Source organism: Gloeothece verrucosa PCC 7822 (assembly GCF_000147335.1).
GTDB classification, from domain to species: Bacteria; Cyanobacteriota; Cyanobacteriia; order Cyanobacteriales; family Microcystaceae; genus Gloeothece; species Gloeothece verrucosa.
In genome coordinates this window covers 64,270-83,458 of sequence record NC_014502.1, presented here as the reverse complement: position 1 = coordinate 83,458, position 19,189 = coordinate 64,270, and the positions used below count along the sequence as shown (strand labels likewise).

The following is a 19,189-nucleotide window of genomic DNA, read 5'->3' as shown; positions in this document are numbered from 1 at the left end:
GCTAGAAAATTATGTTAAAACTAACTTTGTTAACTTTAAGTTCAGTAGCGGCTTTAGTTTTTGGTGATGTACTCAAAGTCAGTGCGGCTGTTTTAAATAGTAGTTTTGAAAGCGGAAACTTCCAATCTTGGTCAACAGCCGGTCAAGTAACAGTAGAAGATGCTAATTTTGGCGTAACTCCTCAAGATGGGACTTATCAAGCGGTGTTAGAAACCCTACAGGATACAACCGGAGTAGGGGGTTCAGATTTAGAAAACTTTTTGGGACTCACTGTCGGAAGTTTAACTGACTTAGGAGTGACAGAAGGTTCTGCCATTAAGCAAACTGTTACTCTTAAGGCGGGAGATATAATTAGCTTCTCTTGGAACTTTTTAACGGATCAAGACCCTAGTGAAAATAGTTATAATGATTTAGGGTTTTTTGTTTTAAATGGATTCACTCCTCTCGCTGATACAACTGAAGCGGCTAACCTCAGTTTATTTACTCGATTAAGTCGAGAAACAGGCTATAAAACAGCTTCTATTACAGTACAAGCAGCAGGAATTTATCTATTAGGATTTGGAGTGGTAGATGTGGATAAAACAGACAGTGGAGATACGGCGGTTAATTCGGCTTTATTAATAGATAACATCAGTGTTACTTCTGTTCCTGAACCTTTGACCTTGTTAGGAGTAGCTACTGCGGCTTTATTGGGTACGGTTTTTAAACGTAACTTATCGTAACCTGAGTGAGATATAAGTGGCTTAGACTTGATGTTTTTTTTGTAAGTTTCGGGACTGTAAACTTTTATTGATAACTCTTGATTTTTTCAAAAAAAGCCACTTTTATTCGAGTTAGACACAAGAATAATGAGCGCACGAAAATCATTTTTATATCCTAATTATTAGGTTAAATAAAAATAGTTGTAAATTCTAAAGTCATAAATAATCCTTGATTTTGTTTATATGGCCCTATTTAAGTACCTGGACATAAATAAAGTTTGCTATGTTAACTTTATTTATGTCCAAAAATTTTAGCTGCTATAAGTTGTTCCAAGCCGCATCTTGAATATTTCCTCACCTTGGAAACAGAACAAAAATACTATTTTAAGGAGAAATGAATAAGCCGCGTTCACTGTGTTAATTTTCAAAAATTTTAAACCAAGAACAGTTAGCTGAGAAAAGAACTGAGGTCCTTCACCTACTGCAAGAAATTTTAAAAGCGGCTCCCAAAAAAGGATGGCCTTATGATGCACAAAGATTGATTAACCGTCTCTAAGGAGATTGTCAAGGCGCTGCCTTGAATGACCGGAGAGGAAGAGGAGATCGCTTTACCAATCCCCCTAAAACGGGGTATGGACAGGATACGTGCAAAATAGGACACGATGTAAAGTTTTGTAAATAGCCATGTATATACCAAGTCTTGAGGAAAAATGCTCAGTGGGGTGAATAGGGTCTTACACCATGTATATACAGAGAGGTCAACTTTGCCTAGTTCGTATCCTTTTAGGCAAAGTAAGATAGAAGTAGAAACATTGTCATGAGGCTTTGACTTATGTTGAGTTCAGGGTCCCAACTTCCGTTTTCGGCAAAGTTTTCTTTTCACTCTCCCCCTGCCAAACATTCATCACAACGAGAGCGAGAATATTTGCGTCCATCAGAAGTCGAAGCAATGCTCATTGCTGCTCGAAAAGTTGGGAGGCATGGAGTTCGAGATGAGCGCCATTATACTTCTAATGTTTCGGCACGGACTGCGAACAGCCGAGTTAATCTCTCTTAAATGGTCACAAATTGATTTATCAGGAGGTTATATCGAAATTCATCGGGTTAAGCACGGTCATGATACCATTCATCCTTTACGTTCTCCTGAATTGAGAGCGTTACGTCAAATTCAACGGGATTACCCTCTAACTCAGTATGTGTTCGTTTCCGAGCGCAAAGCGCCTCTGTCCACCAGAACGATTCGTCATCTTGTCGCCAGAGCCGGAGAATTAGCGGGAATACCCGAACCCGTTCATCCTCATCAACTACGGCACGCCTGTGGTTACTACTTGGCCTCACAAGGTCATGATACCAGAGCTATTCAAGACTATTTAGGACACAAAAATATTCACCATACAGTTCGTTACACTCAAATGTCCCCTCAAAGATTTGAATCTTTTTGGACAGACTAACCTCAATTTATAGGATAATAGCCATTCTTATCCCTTATTCCTACTTTCAAAGTGACTTCAATAGAAAGAACAGCTTACCCAAGATTTAAACGTTATTATACTAAGTGCGAACTCAAACAAATTTATACTCCAACCTTTGAAGAAAAGAATTTTGGATTAACTCATACAAGCGGAGAAACGAATTATTTCAACTTTATAGTTTTATTAAAACTTTTTCAAAGATTGGGCTATTTTCCAGAACTGAATGATGTCCCTAGTCAAATTACTGAGCATTTAAGAAAAGAATTGTCCCTTGAGCAAAAAGTAAAAATTGGATATGAAACCCCTCGAACTTTGTATCGACACCGACGTTTAATTCGTTCTTATCTTGAAGTTATTCCTTACAGTCAAGAAGCGAGTTTTTTAGTTAGACAAACGGTCATTCAATCGGCTTATATCAGGGATAACCCAGCCGATTTGATTAATATAGCCATTGAAGAGTTAATCAAAAATCGTTACGAATTACCATCTTACCGAGAATTAGATAGAACAATTAATCACTTGAGAACCCAAGTTAATCAACAATTATTTGAAACAACAATTCAGCAATTAACCCCAGAAATGATAGAGGCTCTCAATGGACTATTAAAAAATCATCCTTCAGAAAAAACTACTCCTTTTAACCAATTGAAGCAATTACCATTACGTCCATCTCGTAATCACCGATTGGGATTTATTAGTTCATTTAAAATGGTTGATGTCTTTAGGAGAAACAGCTTCTTATTTACAACATATTACCAGTAGCAAAAAAGAACACTTTGCAGCCGAAGCTAGAGTATTAGATGCTGCTTCAGTCAAAGAGATGAAAAAAGCTAAACGCCTAACTCTTGTTTTGTGTTTAATTAATGAATCTCAAACCCATACTCGTGACCATCTAGTCGAAATGTTTCTTAAAAGAATAGGAACTATTCACAAAAAAGCTCAAGAAAAACTTGAGCAGTTAAAACAAAACCAAGGCGAAACTAGCGACCAACTTATTTCAACTTTTCAAGAAATTTTACAAGTGTTTTCTGAACAAGAAAAATCTTTTAAGCCTAAAAAAATGTTTAAAGCCGTTCAATCGACCCTGACGGCATCAGGGGGAATTGAAGAATTATTAAGTCAATGTGAGGCGGTGACAGCTTATAAAGGAAATAATTATTATCCGCTTCTTTGGCGATTTTACAAAAGTCATCGTTCAGTTTTTCTTCGCTTAATTAACGTCCTAGAACTGCAATCAACCACTACCGATAAACGATTGCTCAATGCTCTAAATTTTTTATTAGAGAATGGTCATAAACGAGGAGAATGGATAACGGAAGAAGTTGATTTATCTTTTGCTTCAAGAGAATGGCAGAAGTTAGTAAAGATGACTAAAAGTTCAACCCCCAAACTGGCCCGTCGTCACTTTGAAGTGTGCGTTTTTTCCTACTTAGCGGCGGAACTCAAATCAGGAGACATTTGTGTAAAAGGGAGTTCGAGTTATGCAGATTGGAGAAAACAATTACTCTCCTGGGATGAGTGTCAATCAATCATCCCTCAATATTGTTGTAACCTACTCTTACCTGAAAATGCTGAAGACTTTGTAAATTCTCTAAAAAATTTGCTTATTGAAACAGCGACTAAAATTGATGACTCTTATCCTTCCAATGAACAAGTCATTATTAATGAAAATGGAGAACCGATTTTAAAGAAATTTACAGCTAGTCCCAAAAGTGAAACTTTAAAAAACTTAGAATCACTTATTATTGAGAGAATTCCCAATCGAAATCTAATTGATATTTTATATAATGTAGATTACTGGACAAATTTTACGCGACATTTTGGGCCGTTAAGTGGTAGTGACCCGAAACTAGAAAATCCAACAGAACGTTACTTACTGACCACTTTTACCTATGGGTGTAATTTAGGCGCAACTCAAGCCGCACGGCACATGAGAGGAATAGTTAGTGCTAAAATATTGATGAATCTTAATCGTCGTCATGTCAGTATTGAGCAATTAAATAAAGCGATTACCGATATTATTAACCGCTACAATGTTTTAGATTTACCGAGCCTATGGGGACAAGGTGATTCAGCAGCAGCCGATGGAACAAAATATGATGTGAGAGAGCAAAATTTGTTATCGGAATATCACATTCGATATGGCGGTTATGGGGGAATTGCTTATCATCATGTAGCTGATAAATATATTGCTTTATTTAGTCATTTTATTCCCTGTGGAACTTGGGAGGCGGTCTATATTATTGAGGGACTCCTGCAAAATCAATCCTTACTTCAACCTAATACCATTCATGCTGATACTCAAGGCCAGTCTACTCCGGTGTTTGCTTTATCTTATTTATTAGGAATTAAATTAATGCCGAGGATTCGTAACTGGAAAGACTTAATTTTTTACCGTCCTGATAAAGAGGCAGTATATCAGCACATTGATTCTTTATTTAAAGATGTTGTTAATTGGGAGTTAATTAAGACTCATTGGCCAGATTTAATGCAAGTAGTTTTGTCGATTCATACTGGCAAAATTCAGAGTGCATCTATTTTACGTAAATTAGGAAACTACAGTCGCAAAAATCGGTTATACAAAGCTTTCAGAGAGTTAGGAAGGGTAATCCGTACTCTTTTTTTGTTAGAATATATTTCTGATACCCAATTGAGACGACAGATTACAGCAGCGACCAATAAAGTTGAAGCTTATCATGGTTTTTCTAAATGGTTTTTCTTTGGGGGTGATAGTGTGATTAATACTAATGATAGAGAGGAGATGGAAAAGCGAATTAAATATAATGACTTAGTGTCTAATGCAGTCATTTTTCAGAACGTAGTAGATCTAACTGAAATTTTACAGCAACTTAAACGAGAAGGATATTTGTTAAATCGGGAAGATGTTTCCGCTTTAAGTCCTTATTTAACCAGTCATATTAAGCGTTTTGGAGATTATTTTCTCGATTTAACACAAATTCCTCCAAGCCTAAATGAAAATATGAGCTTAACTTTTTAAGAAGTTAATACAAATCTCCACCTCTAGCAAAAATTTCAATAACTTCGGTTCTGGTAATCTGATTTTTAGAGGCAATTTCTGCTAAAAGATTCCAGGCTGTATCAGTTAATCTCATACTTCTAAGACGCTTGGTTTCTTCTGCATAATCAGGAGTAAACTTCCCATCAAGGTCATGTAGTCTTCTGGGTGATTTTTGTCGGGTTCCTGAATATTGACTCATCTTCGATTAAATTTCAATTTTTTCTTTTAGTATATACATGGCAGAGGGCAGTATATACATGGTTAATTATAAAACTTTACATCGTGTCCTATTTTGCACGTATCCTGTCCATACCCCAAAACTATTCGGTTAACTCCTAAGAATCAAATTAGGGCGTGTCTGCAAACTCATTTTATAGCCAGAGAAGTATAGAAGTGATCTGCGAAGCAGACCCGCGTAGCGGTGCGCCAACATAGCCAAATAGTTGTGGGCATATTTTTCATATCTTGTCGCTATACGACGAAATTGTTTGAGTCGGTTAATCAGTCTTTCTACACGATTGCGCTCACGATACAGACCTTGATTAAAGCGTTCTCGCCTTTTTTGATTACTTTTACGAGGAATAATGGGAGTAATTTTCTTGTTCCGTAATTTATTTCTGATAGCTTCAGTAGATCGAAAAGTCGGTTCCAGAGAGGGAAATTTTTGAAGAACGATCGCCAATTGAAGGAGAAAAAGCGCAAAAAACTTGCCAAAGCATAAGTTCATCTTATATACTAGAAGGCTGACCTTAAAAGGAATATAAATAACTTTGACCGATTTACTAACGAAATTAGCTTTAACCTCTCAAGAAACCTTAAAAGATACTATTGATTGTTTATCAACTTATATTTCTTTAGAAAATCAAGGGGAGCATCCCATTTTTATAAAAGTGTAACTAAAAGCCAGTACCCGCAAAGGTTTCAGTCCCCTGAAAACAGTAAAAGTGCTTTCAATGGGATGCTCCCCAAGTAAATCATTAACGCGCATCCCTCAGTAAATAAATTTTATCATTATTAAGGGTAAATTTTCCTTGATAAACTTTAAGTCTATCTTCTTCAATAATCTGTTCAGGATGATTTAAAATTAATTCAAGAATTGAAATCCGAATTTTGCGCTTAATGAGTTCTTCTTGTGCCTGTTGACTTAAAATAAATTTCACCTTGACACAGATTCTTCAATTATAACTAGATTAGTCTATAGACTTTTATCACATTATACTACCTCCTCTAGGATTTTCTCTGCTTCCTTAACCCGTATCTCCCCTGACCTAAATTTGGGTAATACCGAGTTTAAGGAAAACATTTAGTTTTTAATTAGCTTTTTCAAGTTTTCTAATTGGGTTATCTGCCTTCTTAAAGTCCCTGCTTCTTTACGCTTATTGTACCTAGCTTTGGATTCCTTAATAACTTTCTTCTTTAAGTCCTCTTTACTGGAAATAAGACCCCAAGCGGCTTCTAAAAAAGTTTCAACAGTAATTTTGTTGGCTTGGCAGAAAGCCGAAATTTCATCATCGATTGTTTCATCCAAAATAATGCCACTTCTACGGCGAGTTTTGCCGTATGTTTCTAACTTTTGTTTTAAAAAGGCAATGGTAATTTCGTCGGAATCTCCCAGTCGGGATTGAATGTTATTATCAGTTTCTAATTGCTCTGTAATTTCTGTATTATCTGTAGCCTCGGGAGTGTCCGTAGTTTCTGCGGACTCTTCGATAGTCTCAACAATGGGAGTAACAGCAGGTAATAGAGGATCAAACCTCTCTACGGTAGGTCGGTTTCTCTTTTGTTGTAATTTAGCCAATAAATTATTTTCTGACATCGTTAATTAATTAAAGCTTTAATTAGGTCCACCAAAACATCAAAGGGATATTCCAAATCCCCAAAACCCATTTCACTCAGGAGTTTACCTTGGTTAATAGCTTGCTTGTACCTCTCACTTTCCCTGATAGAGGGGAGGATAAACTTTTGCCCCACCTCTTCCCCCATAGCGGTAACAGACAACTGACTCTCCTTAGATTGGGTTAACCCAATCCAGCGATCGCGGAAAGGTAGTACACCAAGCAGTTCTGCCTCAGACACCTTAAGCTCATCACGCATGGATTTCCACAAATCTATCGACCGTACCAATGAGCCATAACCCTTTACGGTAGCTTCAGCCGGTATTAATAGATAATCGGCAGCCCCGACAATAGATAGACAAATTTGCGATCGCTGAGGGGGAGCATCGATTATACAAACTTTAAAGGTATCTTTTAAAACTTCCAGACGACGCTTGAGTAAAATAGCGGCAGCCCCACTACTGGCGAGGTATTCATTGGCCGCGTCGAGGGCATCATCAGACGGAATGATATAGAGATTATCTTTTGCGTCAACGGGATAGATAGCCTCAGATAGTTCTACGGCTTTCTTGAGAAATTCTAGTAAAGTCGGCTGCTGATCGACTTTGGCCTCTAAATAAGTAGTGAGGTTGTGTTGAGGGTCAGCATCCACAACCAAGGTCGGCCATCCTTCCTTGGCCAACCGCTTCCCCAAAAACAGGGCACAAGTAGTTTTACCCTGTCCCCCACTGAGGGACACGATCGCTAAAATAAGCATTTGTTGTAATAATGAATTGCTTAAATATACTTTAGCCTAATTGTGTATTTAAATAAAGCAATAATTAAATAAAAGCTAAATTTAGTAAATTAACAAAAGTTAAATTTAGCAATTTAACTTTTTAGTAATTATTACCTAAGCATGATCAATCAATGACCTTGGAGTAGCTTCGCTATTCCTTTGAAACTAATTTCGATGTGTTTAATGTATGCTGTAACCATTCCTGAACCTCAATCGTTCATCCACTATCTTTCCATCCTCCCTCCTCATTGGCCTCTCATTCCCGTAAACCGCAACAAACAACCCATAGGACACCAATGGCAAAATCATCCCTTCACCCGTGATCAATTAATAACGAACCTAACCGGACGCGGCTACCTAGTCGTTCTCAACAAATACTATCAACGCTATCCGATTCGGCCTCCAGGTATTGGGATCTTACTGGGGCACAATTCAAAAGAATTCCTTGTAGCCCTGGACGTTGATGGTTATTCGGCTCAATCTTTTATCCAAGAACTATTGCCACGCTTACCCCCAACAATAGCATTCACCTCTGGTCGTCCTGGGCGTTGTCAGTATTTATTTAAGCTGCCTCCTGGTCATAGTATCAAACCATTCAAGAGGATAACAGGACCAGGAGAAGCCTTAGAGATTCGTGCAACCGGTCAGCAATCGGTTTTGCCGCCATCCCCGCATCCAGTAACTGGCCAGTATTTTTGGCTCGGTGGTTGTCGTCCTGATGAAATGGAGGTGGCGATCATACCAGAACAAATAATAGATCTTGCCCAATCCCCGAAACGGACAAAAAAGATTCAGCCGATTACAAAAGCTCCCTTGATAAGGGAAGTACGACATGATAGAGCAACCACCATAGAAGCGGCTAAGTCGGCACTATCATTAATTCATGCCAATTTTGCTGATGACTATGATAGTTGGATTCGCATCGGCATGAGTCTTCATTTTATATCGTTTTCTCTGCTAGATGACTGGGATAGATGGAGCCAATTATCAGCTAAATATCAACCCGGCGAATGTTACTATAAATGGGCATCATTCAAGGGTTCAGGGGTAAGTGATCGTACACTTTGGTATTACGTAAAACTCTCCAGATGAATAACGTGGATAAAAAAAGAAAACCCAAAATCATTAATTTCAATCTCAAAAAGAAACTGATGAAAAAAAATTTTTCAAATTTTTTGCCAATCGATTAATACAAGTTGCCAATGATCCTCAACTGATTTGGGAAATTCCCAAAAACCCCAACAACCCTGTAAAACTGGATAATCACGAATTACAACAAGTTCTAGCACTATTGGAAGAAAAAGTAAAAAATCAAGATTTATCTCCTCAAATATACAATCAAATAATAGCTGCGATTGAAAGAAACCCTTGAAGCCGCGCTGCGGCTCCTGATGTGCAATTTATTTATAAAAAAAGTCAGCACATCAAATGATTTTCGACTCTAACCTCAGCCGATTTCTATTTTACATATCCTCCCGTTCCTTTTAAAGCCATCAGTTAAACGAAAAAAACTGATGGCTATTCTTATATAACACCCCAAATTTTTGGGGTCAGCATTTAAGGATTTCTTGATTAATCTCATAATCTCCGAACATTTGAGTTATCTAATATAGCTCAAATGATTTTTGCCTTCTATCTAGAATAACAGAATCAATTATGTATCAACTATCGCTCTTTGATTTAATTCCCGATTCCAATTATAAACCCTCAAGCACTGTCAATGTCCCAAAAATCAATAAATTAAGGAAATTAGCTGATAATCTACAGCGTAAAATTGATGACAAATTAAACCCTGCAATCGCATCTCAACGAGTAACCCGACGTAGGGCTAATATAGTAGCATCAATGCGACAGGATGCGTTAAAACTTCAGGGCATACAAAGTTATCTTTATGCTATTGCTGATGCTCTCTTAAAAGGAAAGCTACCACAAATTTTAAGTAGCATCAATACTGTTGCTCAAGTCGAAGTTTTATGGTCATTCGGTAACGAAAAATGGAATCACAAAAATCTTGAGGAAGTTTTTTGTGATGAATGGTATGCCGATTATCGTAAGCGATTAATACAGGCTAATATTACCAATATTAATCAATTAAACAGTGCAATCGCAGCCATCAAAGAATTATCGCCACCGGTTAAAGAAGACCCTATAGCCGTACAAATCAGGCAACTTGAACATAGCCTAATTGGGTATGATATTCCTGGTTATTTCCCGACTCCTGATAATATTTGTAAGCAAATGGTACAGTTAGCTTGTCTTGAACCCCAAATGAAAGTATGGGAACCTGGGGCTGGTAATGGACAAATTGTTGAAACAATAAAAGAATCTGTTGATGTCGATTTAACTGTATCCGAAATTAACCCAACCCTTAGACAAATACTAACATTAAAAGGGTTCAATGTAATTGCTGCTGATTGCTTTACGGTTAAAGAAAAATTTAACCGTATTTTGATGAATCCGCCTTTCTCAGGGGAAGAAATAAAACATATTTATCACGCCTATTCCTGTTTAAAAGATGACGGACGACTAATAAGCATTGTACCAGAATCAATAACATTTCGTAAAAACAAAATATATCAAGAGTTCAGAGAGTGGCTTGATGATAAATGTGTTTTCAATGAGGCTTTGCCAAAAGGAAGTTTTCTTAATAGTAGCAGGTCAACTGGAGTAAGTACAAGAATTTTAGTGATTCAAAAGTAATTTAACTTTTGAATCAGGCTTAATTTATTAATCCTCACATTCGAGGATAAATTTTGTTATTTGATGGAGGTAACATGGTTACAGCAACGGCTACAGATAAAAACCAATTAATAACCGATAAGCTCATTACTTTAATTGAAAAGGGAGTCACCCCCTGGTCACAGCCTTGGTATAGCAGTCCGTTTCAGAACTTTTTGACCAAGCATATCTATCGCGGGATTAATCCTATTTTATGCCAAATCGATTTAGTCATCAACAACTGGGAATATCCATTTTTTATTACTTTTCAACAAGCTAAAGAACTTAACTGGCTAATTAAAAAAGGTAGTAAGGCAACTTGGATTAAATGGGGTGGCACTTATGCCAAAGAAGTAGAAGATCCCGACAGGAGAGAGACAAAAAAAGAATACAGAAATAGTTGTCGATGGTTTTCCGTCTTTAATATAGCTTGCTTGGATGATACCAAAAGCGATCGCCAAATAACCGAATACCTTAAACCTTTAACTCCACCATTACCCAATAACTTCAATCCACTTCCCAAAGTTGAGAATTTTATCGGCACTCTCGAAATAGAAACAGTATTCGGTGGGCCTGTAGCTTGCTATATTCCCACCCTAGATACTATCAAATTGCCAAAGCGTTCTGATTTTATTTCAGCCGAAGGATTTTATTCAACTTACTTACATGAAATCGTCCACAGTACGGGACATAAATCTAGATGCGCTCGACCTCTTAATCATCGTAAAGGTTCAACAGATTACGCCTTTGAGGAGTTAATCGCTGATTTAGGCAGTGCTTTCTTATGCAATCATTTCGGAATTAATTATAGCTTAGAAATCCACGCCTCTTATTTAGATTCTTGGCTTTCTGTTCTACAAAACGATAAAACAGCATTTCTCAAGGCAGCACAGAAAGCTAATCAAGCTTTCCAATATTTAGTAGGAGAGACGATTTATTATGAACAATAAAGTCTATCTACGGCGACCAGCTTGTTCCTAGCTTCACCGAAAAATTTTCAAAACTTAACTTTTATTTCACCCCATCGCTACATAAGGAAGTTACAAATATGGCAAAGGAGTGCAACTTATCAATTTACAACAGAAGACTACACCGTTACTTTTTACATTCACTGGGACGGATACCCCGAAGGCGCAGCCAATTACTTTTTACAAATGCTTTTGTTAGATCATGAAAGAGGCTCTTTAGCCGATAGATTTTTAAGAGCTAATCCTGATGCAGAAATTACGGGCACTCACGATCATCATGGAGATACAGAATACCGTTATACGATTATATGTAATCAAACAGTCATTTTGAAAGCCGAATCAATTGACGGATTCGACCAGGAAGAAAAAGCCATCACAACTACAATTTATCAAGGCGATTTGGCTAACTTCATCAATCCCTATTACTCAACTAATTTGCTGATGCAGGTAATCGATGACACTCCCTATCAATGTCTGCTCGACAGCTTAATTAAATCCTTAGAATCGATTCAAACCGTATGTAGCAAAAAAGAGCTAGGACAACTTACTTATCCGGACAAACAGGCGTTGACCATAGCTCAAAAAATGATGAGTCTTAATAACAAATTTGGTTGGGAGTCCTCTTGGAGCCAAAAAGTCATTGTTTCTATAGAAACCCTAATTCAAGAAGGGATGGATTATTTGCACAGTCGGACAGATTGTCTTGAGATAGCACTCTTATTCACATTACTTGAGGGCATTTTTGTAGAAGTGCGTCTTCATAAGGCAGAAATTCAACCTCTCATCTTCAGTGAAACCTAAAAAGAGATCGAAGCTATAGGGGAAGTAACAATTATTTCCCCCGACTTCAATTTTAGTATTAGTACAATTTTTTTAAAGAAAAATGAAAAACAAATTATATCCACAGCAAAACGAAGTTTATCAATTTTTGGTCGAATACATCGATAAACATCAGCATTCTCCCAGTCGCCAGGAAATAGCACAAAAATTAAATTTGCACGTCTCTACCATCAAAGCACATTTGAAAGTTCTTAAACAGAAAGACTATATCGACTGGGAACAAGGCGGCAAAAGAAATATTATCATCCTTGGGCAACCTTCAAAATGTCCTCCGATTCCTAATAATTTTTGGAAGAATGTTGATGAGAAAGATTATGAGCTATACTTTTTTATTAGGAACTACATAAGTGAACACCAACAATCACCAACTATCAAAGAATTAATGGAAGGATTAGAAATCAAATCGAGCAATACTATACAAAAGCAATTACGACGGCTCAAAGAAAGCGGCTATATCGATTGGCTAGATAATAAACGGCGTTCTATTACAGTTTTAAAATAAATAGAATTTGAACGGATTCGTTGCACTTTTATTTCGCCAACAGGAGGATTAAGTAGAAAAAGTAATAACTTTTGCTTAATTACGAATAGTTAAGGCTAAAATAATTGTGGCAATCCAAAGTAATGATCAATGCGAAAGTAGTCATGAGTATTACACCTCAGCAAGTCGAAGCCGGACAGGCTATTTATACCAAAAGGACTCTTGCTGCCTATGACGAACGGAGTGCTTGGCTTGTCGAATCAGTTCATTTGGAAATGTCCTACCCGCCGACTGCTGGAACATTACAACAAACATCTGAGTGCTAATCATCTAGACGTTGGAGTGGGCACGGGATATTTCCTGGCTCGATGTCAGTTCCCTTGTGCCGAGCCACGCATAGCCTTGATGGACCTCAACGAGAATAGTTTGGAGTTCGCTCAAAGGCGAATTGCGCGATATAAACCTGAAATTTATCGACGCAATGTTTTAGAGCCGATTCATATAAATGCCGAAAAGTTTGATTCGGTGGCCATCAATTATTTACTTCATTGCCTTCCGGGTTCTATCGAATCGAAATCGGTAGTATTGGCTCACCTCAAAGCTTTGATGAATCCTAATGCGGTTATTTACGGTTCAACTATCTTATCTGATGATGTAGCGCGATCTCGGTTGGCAAAGTGGTTAATGGATACATACAATAAGAGAGGTATTTTTTCCAATCAAAATGACGACCTTGAGGGTTTCCAAGAGGTGTTAGCCAAGCATTTTGGAGATATATCCCTAGAAGTTGTCGGCTGTGTTACCCTGTTTTCTGGGCGATTATCAAGCCTTTAGTGCTGCCCAACTCTCTGAAGAAACAACATCTAGCTCAGTTACAGCACCGGCATCTGTGCCAATTGCTGTGGTTCAAGGAGGGGGCAACCCGTTAAATGAGATCAAAGCTGATTTTTTACTGGATGGGTTTCAAGAATTTGGCGACGAGGAATGGGAAAAGTTAAAAACTCTTTTACCACGTCAAAAAGCGAAGACAGGAAGGCCAGGAGACGATCACAGAGAAATAATCAATGGAATACTTTGGATTTTAAGGACAGGTGCGCCTTGGCGTGATTTACCACCTTGCTATGGAATTCACAGCACCGTATCAAGCCGCTTTTATCGATGGCGAAAAGCAGGGGTTTGGGACGAAATTTTGGCAAAACTTCAAACGATAGCCGACATTGAAGGCAAAATTGATTGGGAAGTTCACATGGGCGACAGTACGGTAGTTCGGGCACATCAGCACGCTGCTGGAGCTATTCATGGGGCAAGAAAAACAGGCTTTAGGACGTAGCAAAGGAGGTTTTTCCACAAAAATACACATTCGGTCCGAAGGATACGGAAAACCGATGGTTTTTGTTTTAACAGCCGGGGAACCACATGACACTGTTGGTTTTGATGACTTGCTCAAAGGGGGAAAAGTAAAAAGAATTGGGCGAGGGCGACCTAAAAGTCGATTCAGATACTTTCTTGGCGATAAAGGTTACAGTAGTCAAGCTATCCGAGAAAAATTACGCCACAAGAAGATAAATCCCATCATACCACGTAAAAGCAACGAAAAAAAGCGACAACGCTTTAATAGAGGTCTGTATCGTGAGCGGAATCGAGTCGAAAGGCTGATCAACCGGCTCAAAAAATTTCGCAGAGTGGCGACAAGATATGAAAAATATGCACACAACTATTTGGCTATGTTGACGCACCGCTTCGCGGATCTGCGGAGCAGATCGCTTCTATACTTCTCTGGCTGTAAAAGAAGTTTGCAGACACGCCCTAGAGAAACACCATATCGAAAGGAAGTCAAAAGGAGGCAGTAACGCCGACAAGAATCTCTTGTTGGTACACCTACACTGTCACGACCAATTACACCGCGTAGAGTTGATGGCACAAGAAAAGGTGCTAGTCGTACACTGAGGAGCGTGGTGAAGGGAAACTTTCACGCCACGTTCTGGAGGGAAGTAGGGATAGGCGACTATCTCTACTCACCTAACAATTTACAATGCTCAAGCCGTCTTAGTGTCGCGCTCGTTTATACGCTTTTAGTCTTACTGATGGGGAGTTTTTGGGTTTTTTCTTTACTCGCCGGGGTAATTGTGGTAATATTGGTTCTCCTTATCTTAAATTTCGCTGTTTACCAATTTTTTCAAGAAAAACGTGGATTTTTGTTTACTATTCGAATCTTGCCCTGGCATTGGTTATATTATTTATACAGTGGATTGGCTTTCGCTATCGGGACTGGACAATACTGGTTAAGGCGTATCGTTGAAATAAAACATCATTTTTAGACTCTTATCTCAATAAATAAAATTAATGCTGACGAAAAATTCTGATAATTTGAGTTCTGATGATTCTGATTTTCCTTCAACTATCGTTATTGGTGGAGGTCCTGCTGGATTAACTGCGGCTTATTATTTAGCTCAACATGATTTACGCTCCATTGTTTTAGAAAAAGGGGATCGAGTTGGAGGAATTTCGCGCACAGAAACTTACAAGGGTTATCGTTTTGATATTGGAGGACACCGCTTTTTTACTAAAGTTCCTCAAATACAGCATTTATGGTATGAGATATTAGGGGATGAGTTTATTAAAGTTCCGCGTCTATCTCGTATTTATTATAAAGGTAAATATTTTAATTATCCTTTAGACCCCCTAAATGCTGTGTGGAATTTAGGAATTTTACAAAGTTTACTGATTATTTATAGTTATTTGAAAGTTAAAGTTTTTCCTTTACCCCTAGAAGAAAATTTTGAAGAATGGGTTACTAATCGTTTTGGTGAACGTTTGTATAAAACTTTTTTTAAAAGTTATACGGAGAAAGTCTGGGGAATTCCCTGTACTCAAATCCGGGCAGATTGGGCTGCACAACGTATTAAAGGATTATCTCTAAAAAAAGCGATTATCAGTGCTGTTTTCGGGACTAATGATACTAAAACTTTGATTAAAGAATTTGATTACCCTTTGTTGGGTCCGGGCATGATGTGGGAACGGTTTCAAGAAAAATTAGAACATCAGGGTTGTCCAATATGGCTGGATACAGAAGTGGTTAAAGTCAAACGACAAGAGCAAAAAATTATCGGAATTCTCGTCAAAAAAGACGGCAAAATTTTTGAGATAAACGGCGCTCAATTTATTAATACTATGCCGATTACGACTTTAATGAACAGTTTAGATCCTTTACCTCCCGAAGCGGTTTTAAAAGCGGCTGATCGCCTTAAATATCGAGATTTTTTAATCGTTCCTCTTGTAATTGCTCAAGAACATCTTTTTCCGGACAATTGGATTTATATCCATAGTCCAGAATTGAAAGTAGGACGAATTCAAAATTTTAAAAATTGGAGTCCAAAAATGGTTCCCGATTTTTCTAAAACCTGTTTGGGAATGGAATATTTTTGTAGCGAGGGAGATCAACTGTGGGAAATGGACGATCAAAATTTAATTCAACTTGCTAGTGAAGAACTCGTCAATCTCAGATTGATAGATAGTCTTAAAAAAGTAGAAGATGGAACAGTTATTCGCCAAAAGAAAGCTTATCCAGTTTATGATGCGGAGTACCAGCAACATCTAAAAATTATTCAATCCTATATAAATACTTTAGAAAATTTACAATCGGTAGGACGTAACGGAATGCACCGTTACAATAATCAAGATCATTCAATGCTATCAGCACTCTTAGCGGCAGAGAATATTATGGGAGCGAATCATAATTTATGGAAAGTTAATACAGAACGCTCTTATCATGAAGAATTCATGACTAAATCTAAACAAGAAGATAACAGTATTTAAATTGAGCTTTGTTAACAAGGTTTTTGTTGATTGTTTAATGAGTTAATTAATAAAGCAATTAAAGAAATTAACCAGACTAACATTTGAAAAATAAGCCAATAAGGGGCAAGCATATTTTGAACGCGAAGAGGAATCCATAAAGTCAATCCCAGTAAAAAGATAATAATTATGTTATGCCATCTAGGGTATTCAAAAACCACTTTTAATAGAGCTAATAGCAAAAACACTAGCATTAAATCATCATAAGAACGATGATAAGTGAAAATTCGACTAATAACAGATGCACAGGCGACAAGTATTAATAAAGGAGCCTGTTTTAGTTTCTAAAAAATTACAGCCATTAAACCTGATAAAATAATAGCAATTTGATTTTTAATTCTTAAATTAATCAAAAAATTAATATTGCTCACTCCATCATTAGCCACATACTTTATTTGACTTATAAAACGATATATAATGGTATTTAAGCTAAGATAAATTAATGAAGAAATATAAAATATTCCGAAAATAATGTAAAACAAGGCAACAAATACTGTTTTAATTTTACGATTAATTGCTAAACTTAAAATATAAGAAGCGGAAATAGTAGGTTTAGCTAAAGACATTCCCATCAATAATCCAGCCAAAATATTTTTTTAGCCTGAAGTAAGTAATAAACGGCAATTAAAAGACCATTAATAATAATACCATACTGACCAGTATTCAAAGTAGTACAATTACTACTTATTGCTAAAGAAGCTACTACGAAAAACTAAGCCGCCAGTTGACCAAAAGGTAATCCTAATTGATAGGCAAAACGGCTGAGAAGTCCTAAAAATAAAAAATTTAACAAGACATGATAGGCCCGAATTAACCCCCAAGAAATATTAGGGAATACAAAAAATCCCGTAAAAAAAGCCCAGGGCGGATAGCCTCCTGAACGAATTCTTCCTAAAATAGGATTGATATCCGCCCTATCCATTCCATAAGGGTAAGTATTTAAATATATATACTGTTGTTCTTTCCAGCGTTCTAGCAAATCCCTTGCGCCCCTTGGACTTCCATCAAAGGCTAGATTATAAAACCCTTTGCTTAAATAAGTTATTGCCAGAAAGGTAAGCAACAAAGTTAGAATCAATAAAATCGGCTGTTTTTTTCCAAGACTCATTTTATTTTTAATGTAAATAATTAAAAAGTGTTACAGGTTGTTGATATCTATCTTGTGTTTTAGATTTTATAATATTATAATAATATTATAAAAAAACATTAGATGCAACGGAATGCACTGTTATAATAACCAAGATCATTCCATGTTATCCGCATTATTAGCTGCTGAGAGTATTATGGGTGCTAATCATGATTTGTGGCAAGTGAATACAGAACTGTTTTATTATAAAGATTTTGTAACAGATGATAAGAAGTCTCTTTCTCAAGTTGGTGTGGGGATATATTAATGAGTCTGTCTCCATTTATGTCAATTGTTATTCCCACCTATAATCGTTGTGAAGCATTGAAAACCTGTCTGGACTCCATTGCTTGTCTTAAGTATCCAAGAGAGCGCTTTGAAATAATTATTGTTGATGATGGGAGTAAAGACCCCTTAGATAATTTAGTCAATCCTTACCGTGAGCAACTGCATATTAAATTAATTCGACAAACTAACGCAGGACCTGCCCAAGCACGGAACACGGGAGCAAATGCAGCATCTGGAGAGTATTTAGCCTTTACGGATGATGACTGCATTCTAGATGAAAACTGGCTTTGTGCTCTTGAAAATGGTTTTTCTAAAACTCCAAACGCCCTTTTAGGAGGAAAAACCCTCAACACCTTAGTGGACAACCCTTATTCAACAGCGAGTCAATTATTCATTGATTATCTTTATGATTATTACAACACAAAAGGCACTCAAGCCACCTTTTTTGCCTCTAATAATTTTGCCATATATCGGAAATTATTTGATCAAGTTGGGCAATTTGATATTAGCTTTTCTTTAGCAGCAGGAGAAGACCGAGAATTTTGTGATCGTTGGTTATCGTCTGGCTATTCATTATGTTATATTCCTAATGCAATTATCTATCATTCTCATCACCTAAGTTTAGGTAAATTTTGGCGACAACATTATAATTATGGTTGTGGTGCCTATTGTTTTCATCAACTTCGTTCCCAAGGAAATAAAACATCCCTAAAATTTCAACCATTAACCTTTTATTGGAAGCTAATTACTTATCCTTTGACCACACAATCTAGTCCTTTCCCATCCCTATTTCTTTGTAGCTTATTATTGCTCTCACAATTGGCTAATATTTTCGGATTTTTTACAACAAAAATTTTCCAACCTGAGATCAGGAAGCCTGTCAGTAAAACCATTTGAGATAACCAAATACTGGCTACGGTAGTCATAACCAATAAATAGAGACAAACGGTGCTAAGACGACTTGACCATTGCAAGTTTAAATCGTTGACAAAATTGCGCTCACGGTGAATCAATTCTGTCTAGGTAAATGCTTTCCCTCCTTTATCGACGGGAATAATCACGGAAATGGTTTGGGGTGTTAAGTTTTTATTAATTATAGATTAATTGT

The 19,189-nt window shown here is 37.1% G+C and carries 19 protein-coding genes and 4 pseudogenes; 16 read left to right on the top strand and 7 right to left on the bottom strand.

From position 1 onward, the window contains the following. Positions 1–11: 11 nt before the first annotated feature. The 3 genes and pseudogenes from CYAN7822_RS32905 to CYAN7822_RS32890 all read left to right on the top strand — a co-directional run bounded on the left by CYAN7822_RS32905 (position 12) and on the right by CYAN7822_RS32890 (position 5,171). Positions 12–722 (top strand): PEP-CTERM sorting domain-containing protein, encoded by a 711-nt coding sequence (locus CYAN7822_RS32905; protein WP_013325579.1) that lies wholly within the window; start codon positions 12–14, stop codon positions 720–722. Between the two features lie 811 nt (positions 723–1,533). Then, a pseudogene (locus CYAN7822_RS32895) lies at positions 1,534–2,152 on the top strand (tyrosine-type recombinase/integrase). Positions 2,153–2,203: 51 nt separating this feature from the next. Further along, positions 2,204–5,171 (top strand): annotated as a pseudogene (locus CYAN7822_RS32890) (Tn3 family transposase). A gap of 4 nt (positions 5,172–5,175) precedes the next feature. Here CYAN7822_RS32890 and CYAN7822_RS32885 read toward each other — a convergent pair. Next, positions 5,176–5,391, bottom strand: coding sequence for a hypothetical protein (locus CYAN7822_RS32885; protein ID WP_013325578.1), 216 nt, complete (start codon positions 5,389–5,391; stop codon positions 5,176–5,178). 129 nt (positions 5,392–5,520) lie between these two features. Next, positions 5,521–5,919, bottom strand: coding sequence for an IS5/IS1182 family transposase (locus CYAN7822_RS40645; RefSeq protein ID WP_013325577.1), 399 nt, complete (start codon positions 5,917–5,919; stop codon positions 5,521–5,523). Between the two features lie 43 nt (positions 5,920–5,962). Between CYAN7822_RS40645 and CYAN7822_RS40310 the strand changes: the two genes are divergently transcribed. Beyond that, a complete protein-coding gene (locus tag CYAN7822_RS40310) occupies positions 5,963–6,088 on the top strand; it encodes a hypothetical protein (RefSeq protein ID WP_280990657.1) in 126 nt (41 codons plus the stop codon). 81 nt (positions 6,089–6,169) lie between these two features. Here the strand turns inward: CYAN7822_RS40310 and CYAN7822_RS37210 are convergent, their stop codons facing one another. The 3 genes from CYAN7822_RS37210 to CYAN7822_RS32865 all read right to left on the bottom strand — a co-directional run bounded on the left by CYAN7822_RS37210 (position 6,170) and on the right by CYAN7822_RS32865 (position 7,784). Beyond that, a complete protein-coding gene (locus tag CYAN7822_RS37210; protein WP_049802847.1) occupies positions 6,170–6,352 on the bottom strand; it encodes a hypothetical protein in 183 nt (60 codons plus the stop codon). Positions 6,353–6,495: 143 nt separating this feature from the next. Beyond that, positions 6,496–7,008: a carboxysome distribution maintenance protein McdB gene (locus CYAN7822_RS32870; protein ID WP_013325576.1), complete on the bottom strand. Its 513-nt coding sequence runs from the start codon at positions 7,006–7,008 to the stop codon at positions 6,496–6,498. Between the two features lie 2 nt (positions 7,009–7,010). Next, complete coding sequence (locus CYAN7822_RS32865; RefSeq protein ID WP_013325575.1) at positions 7,011–7,784, bottom strand: ParA family protein; 774 nt, start codon at positions 7,782–7,784, stop codon at positions 7,011–7,013. A 204-nt stretch (positions 7,785–7,988) separates the two neighbouring features. On the opposite strand from CYAN7822_RS32865, the gene CYAN7822_RS32860 reads away from it, so the two are divergent. The 10 genes and pseudogenes from CYAN7822_RS32860 to CYAN7822_RS32815 all read left to right on the top strand — a co-directional run bounded on the left by CYAN7822_RS32860 (position 7,989) and on the right by CYAN7822_RS32815 (position 16,628). Further along, positions 7,989–8,897 (top strand): bifunctional DNA primase/polymerase, encoded by a 909-nt coding sequence (locus CYAN7822_RS32860; RefSeq protein WP_013325574.1) that lies wholly within the window; start codon positions 7,989–7,991, stop codon positions 8,895–8,897. Positions 8,898–9,461: 564 nt separating this feature from the next. After that, positions 9,462–10,505 carry a DNA methyltransferase family protein gene (locus CYAN7822_RS32855; RefSeq protein WP_013325573.1) on the top strand — a complete coding sequence of 348 codons (1,044 nt, stop codon included), beginning with the start codon at positions 9,462–9,464 and terminating at the stop codon, positions 10,503–10,505. Between the two features lie 74 nt (positions 10,506–10,579). Beyond that, positions 10,580–11,473: an ArdC family protein gene (locus CYAN7822_RS32850; protein ID WP_013325572.1), complete on the top strand. Its 894-nt coding sequence runs from the start codon at positions 10,580–10,582 to the stop codon at positions 11,471–11,473. A 21-nt stretch (positions 11,474–11,494) separates the two neighbouring features. Continuing rightward, the gene (locus CYAN7822_RS35180; protein WP_013325571.1) at positions 11,495–12,292 is read left to right on the top strand and encodes a hypothetical protein; all 798 of its coding nucleotides are present in this window, start codon (positions 11,495–11,497) and stop codon (positions 12,290–12,292) included. Between the two features lie 82 nt (positions 12,293–12,374). After that, entirely contained in the window at positions 12,375–12,833 is a 459-nt protein-coding gene (locus tag CYAN7822_RS35175; RefSeq protein ID WP_013325570.1) for a LexA family protein, read from the top strand. A gap of 143 nt (positions 12,834–12,976) precedes the next feature. Further along, positions 12,977–13,138 (top strand): hypothetical protein, encoded by a 162-nt coding sequence (locus tag CYAN7822_RS40425; RefSeq protein ID WP_342635722.1) that lies wholly within the window; start codon positions 12,977–12,979, stop codon positions 13,136–13,138. Positions 13,139–13,154: 16 nt separating this feature from the next. Next, positions 13,155–13,646 carry a class I SAM-dependent methyltransferase gene (locus CYAN7822_RS32835; RefSeq protein WP_342635727.1) on the top strand — a complete coding sequence of 164 codons (492 nt, stop codon included), beginning with the start codon at positions 13,155–13,157 and terminating at the stop codon, positions 13,644–13,646. Between the two features lie 118 nt (positions 13,647–13,764). Further along, positions 13,765–14,545, top strand: a pseudogene (locus tag CYAN7822_RS37200) (IS5 family transposase); the annotation flags it as partial. A gap of 13 nt (positions 14,546–14,558) precedes the next feature. Next, entirely contained in the window at positions 14,559–14,759 is a 201-nt protein-coding gene (locus CYAN7822_RS40305) for an HNH endonuclease (RefSeq protein WP_083786962.1), read from the top strand. Positions 14,760–15,155: 396 nt separating this feature from the next. After that, positions 15,156–16,628: an NAD(P)/FAD-dependent oxidoreductase gene (locus CYAN7822_RS32815; RefSeq protein WP_013325569.1), complete on the top strand. Its 1,473-nt coding sequence runs from the start codon at positions 15,156–15,158 to the stop codon at positions 16,626–16,628. Positions 16,629–16,951: 323 nt separating this feature from the next. Here CYAN7822_RS32815 and CYAN7822_RS39965 read toward each other — a convergent pair whose 3' ends face one another. Beyond that, the gene (locus CYAN7822_RS39965; protein ID WP_245602864.1) at positions 16,952–17,254 is read right to left on the bottom strand and encodes a hypothetical protein; all 303 of its coding nucleotides are present in this window, start codon (positions 17,252–17,254) and stop codon (positions 16,952–16,954) included. A 125-nt stretch (positions 17,255–17,379) separates the two neighbouring features. Next, complete coding sequence (locus tag CYAN7822_RS39960; RefSeq protein ID WP_245602863.1) at positions 17,380–17,775, bottom strand: hypothetical protein; 396 nt, start codon at positions 17,773–17,775, stop codon at positions 17,380–17,382. A gap of 106 nt (positions 17,776–17,881) precedes the next feature. On the opposite strand from CYAN7822_RS39960, the pseudogene CYAN7822_RS38310 reads away from it, so the two are divergent. Next, positions 17,882–18,061, top strand: a pseudogene (locus tag CYAN7822_RS38310) (hypothetical protein); the annotation flags it as partial. Beyond that, positions 18,061–18,978, top strand: coding sequence for a glycosyltransferase family 2 protein (locus CYAN7822_RS32805; protein WP_013325568.1), 918 nt, complete (start codon positions 18,061–18,063; stop codon positions 18,976–18,978). The pseudogene CYAN7822_RS38310 and the gene CYAN7822_RS32805, both read left to right, overlap by 1 nt. The last annotated feature ends 211 nt before the right edge of the window (positions 18,979–19,189 follow it).

Excerpts from the sequence above, each read along its gene's own strand:
- CYAN7822_RS32905 (WP_013325579.1), top strand. The coding sequence starts at position 12 with ATGTTAAAACTAACTTTGTTAACTTTAAGTTCAGTAGCGGCTTTAGTT.
- CYAN7822_RS32885 (WP_013325578.1), bottom strand. The coding sequence starts at position 5,391 with ATGAGTCAATATTCAGGAACCCGACAAAAATCACCCAGAAGACTACAT.
- CYAN7822_RS40645 (WP_013325577.1), bottom strand. The coding sequence starts at position 5,919 with ATGAACTTATGCTTTGGCAAGTTTTTTGCGCTTTTTCTCCTTCAATTG.
- CYAN7822_RS32870 (WP_013325576.1), bottom strand. The coding sequence starts at position 7,008 with ATGTCAGAAAATAATTTATTGGCTAAATTACAACAAAAGAGAAACCGA.
- CYAN7822_RS32865 (WP_013325575.1), bottom strand. The coding sequence starts at position 7,784 with ATGCTTATTTTAGCGATCGTGTCCCTCAGTGGGGGACAGGGTAAAACT.
- CYAN7822_RS32860 (WP_013325574.1), top strand. The coding sequence starts at position 7,989 with ATGTATGCTGTAACCATTCCTGAACCTCAATCGTTCATCCACTATCTT.
- CYAN7822_RS32855 (WP_013325573.1), top strand. The coding sequence starts at position 9,462 with ATGTATCAACTATCGCTCTTTGATTTAATTCCCGATTCCAATTATAAA.
- CYAN7822_RS32850 (WP_013325572.1), top strand. The coding sequence starts at position 10,580 with ATGGTTACAGCAACGGCTACAGATAAAAACCAATTAATAACCGATAAG.
- CYAN7822_RS35175 (WP_013325570.1), top strand. The coding sequence starts at position 12,375 with ATGAAAAACAAATTATATCCACAGCAAAACGAAGTTTATCAATTTTTG.
- CYAN7822_RS40425 (WP_342635722.1), top strand. The coding sequence starts at position 12,977 with ATGAGTATTACACCTCAGCAAGTCGAAGCCGGACAGGCTATTTATACC.
- CYAN7822_RS32815 (WP_013325569.1), top strand. The coding sequence starts at position 15,156 with ATGCTGACGAAAAATTCTGATAATTTGAGTTCTGATGATTCTGATTTT.
- CYAN7822_RS39960 (WP_245602863.1), bottom strand. The coding sequence starts at position 17,775 with ATGAGTCTTGGAAAAAAACAGCCGATTTTATTGATTCTAACTTTGTTG.
- CYAN7822_RS32805 (WP_013325568.1), top strand. The coding sequence starts at position 18,061 with ATGAGTCTGTCTCCATTTATGTCAATTGTTATTCCCACCTATAATCGT.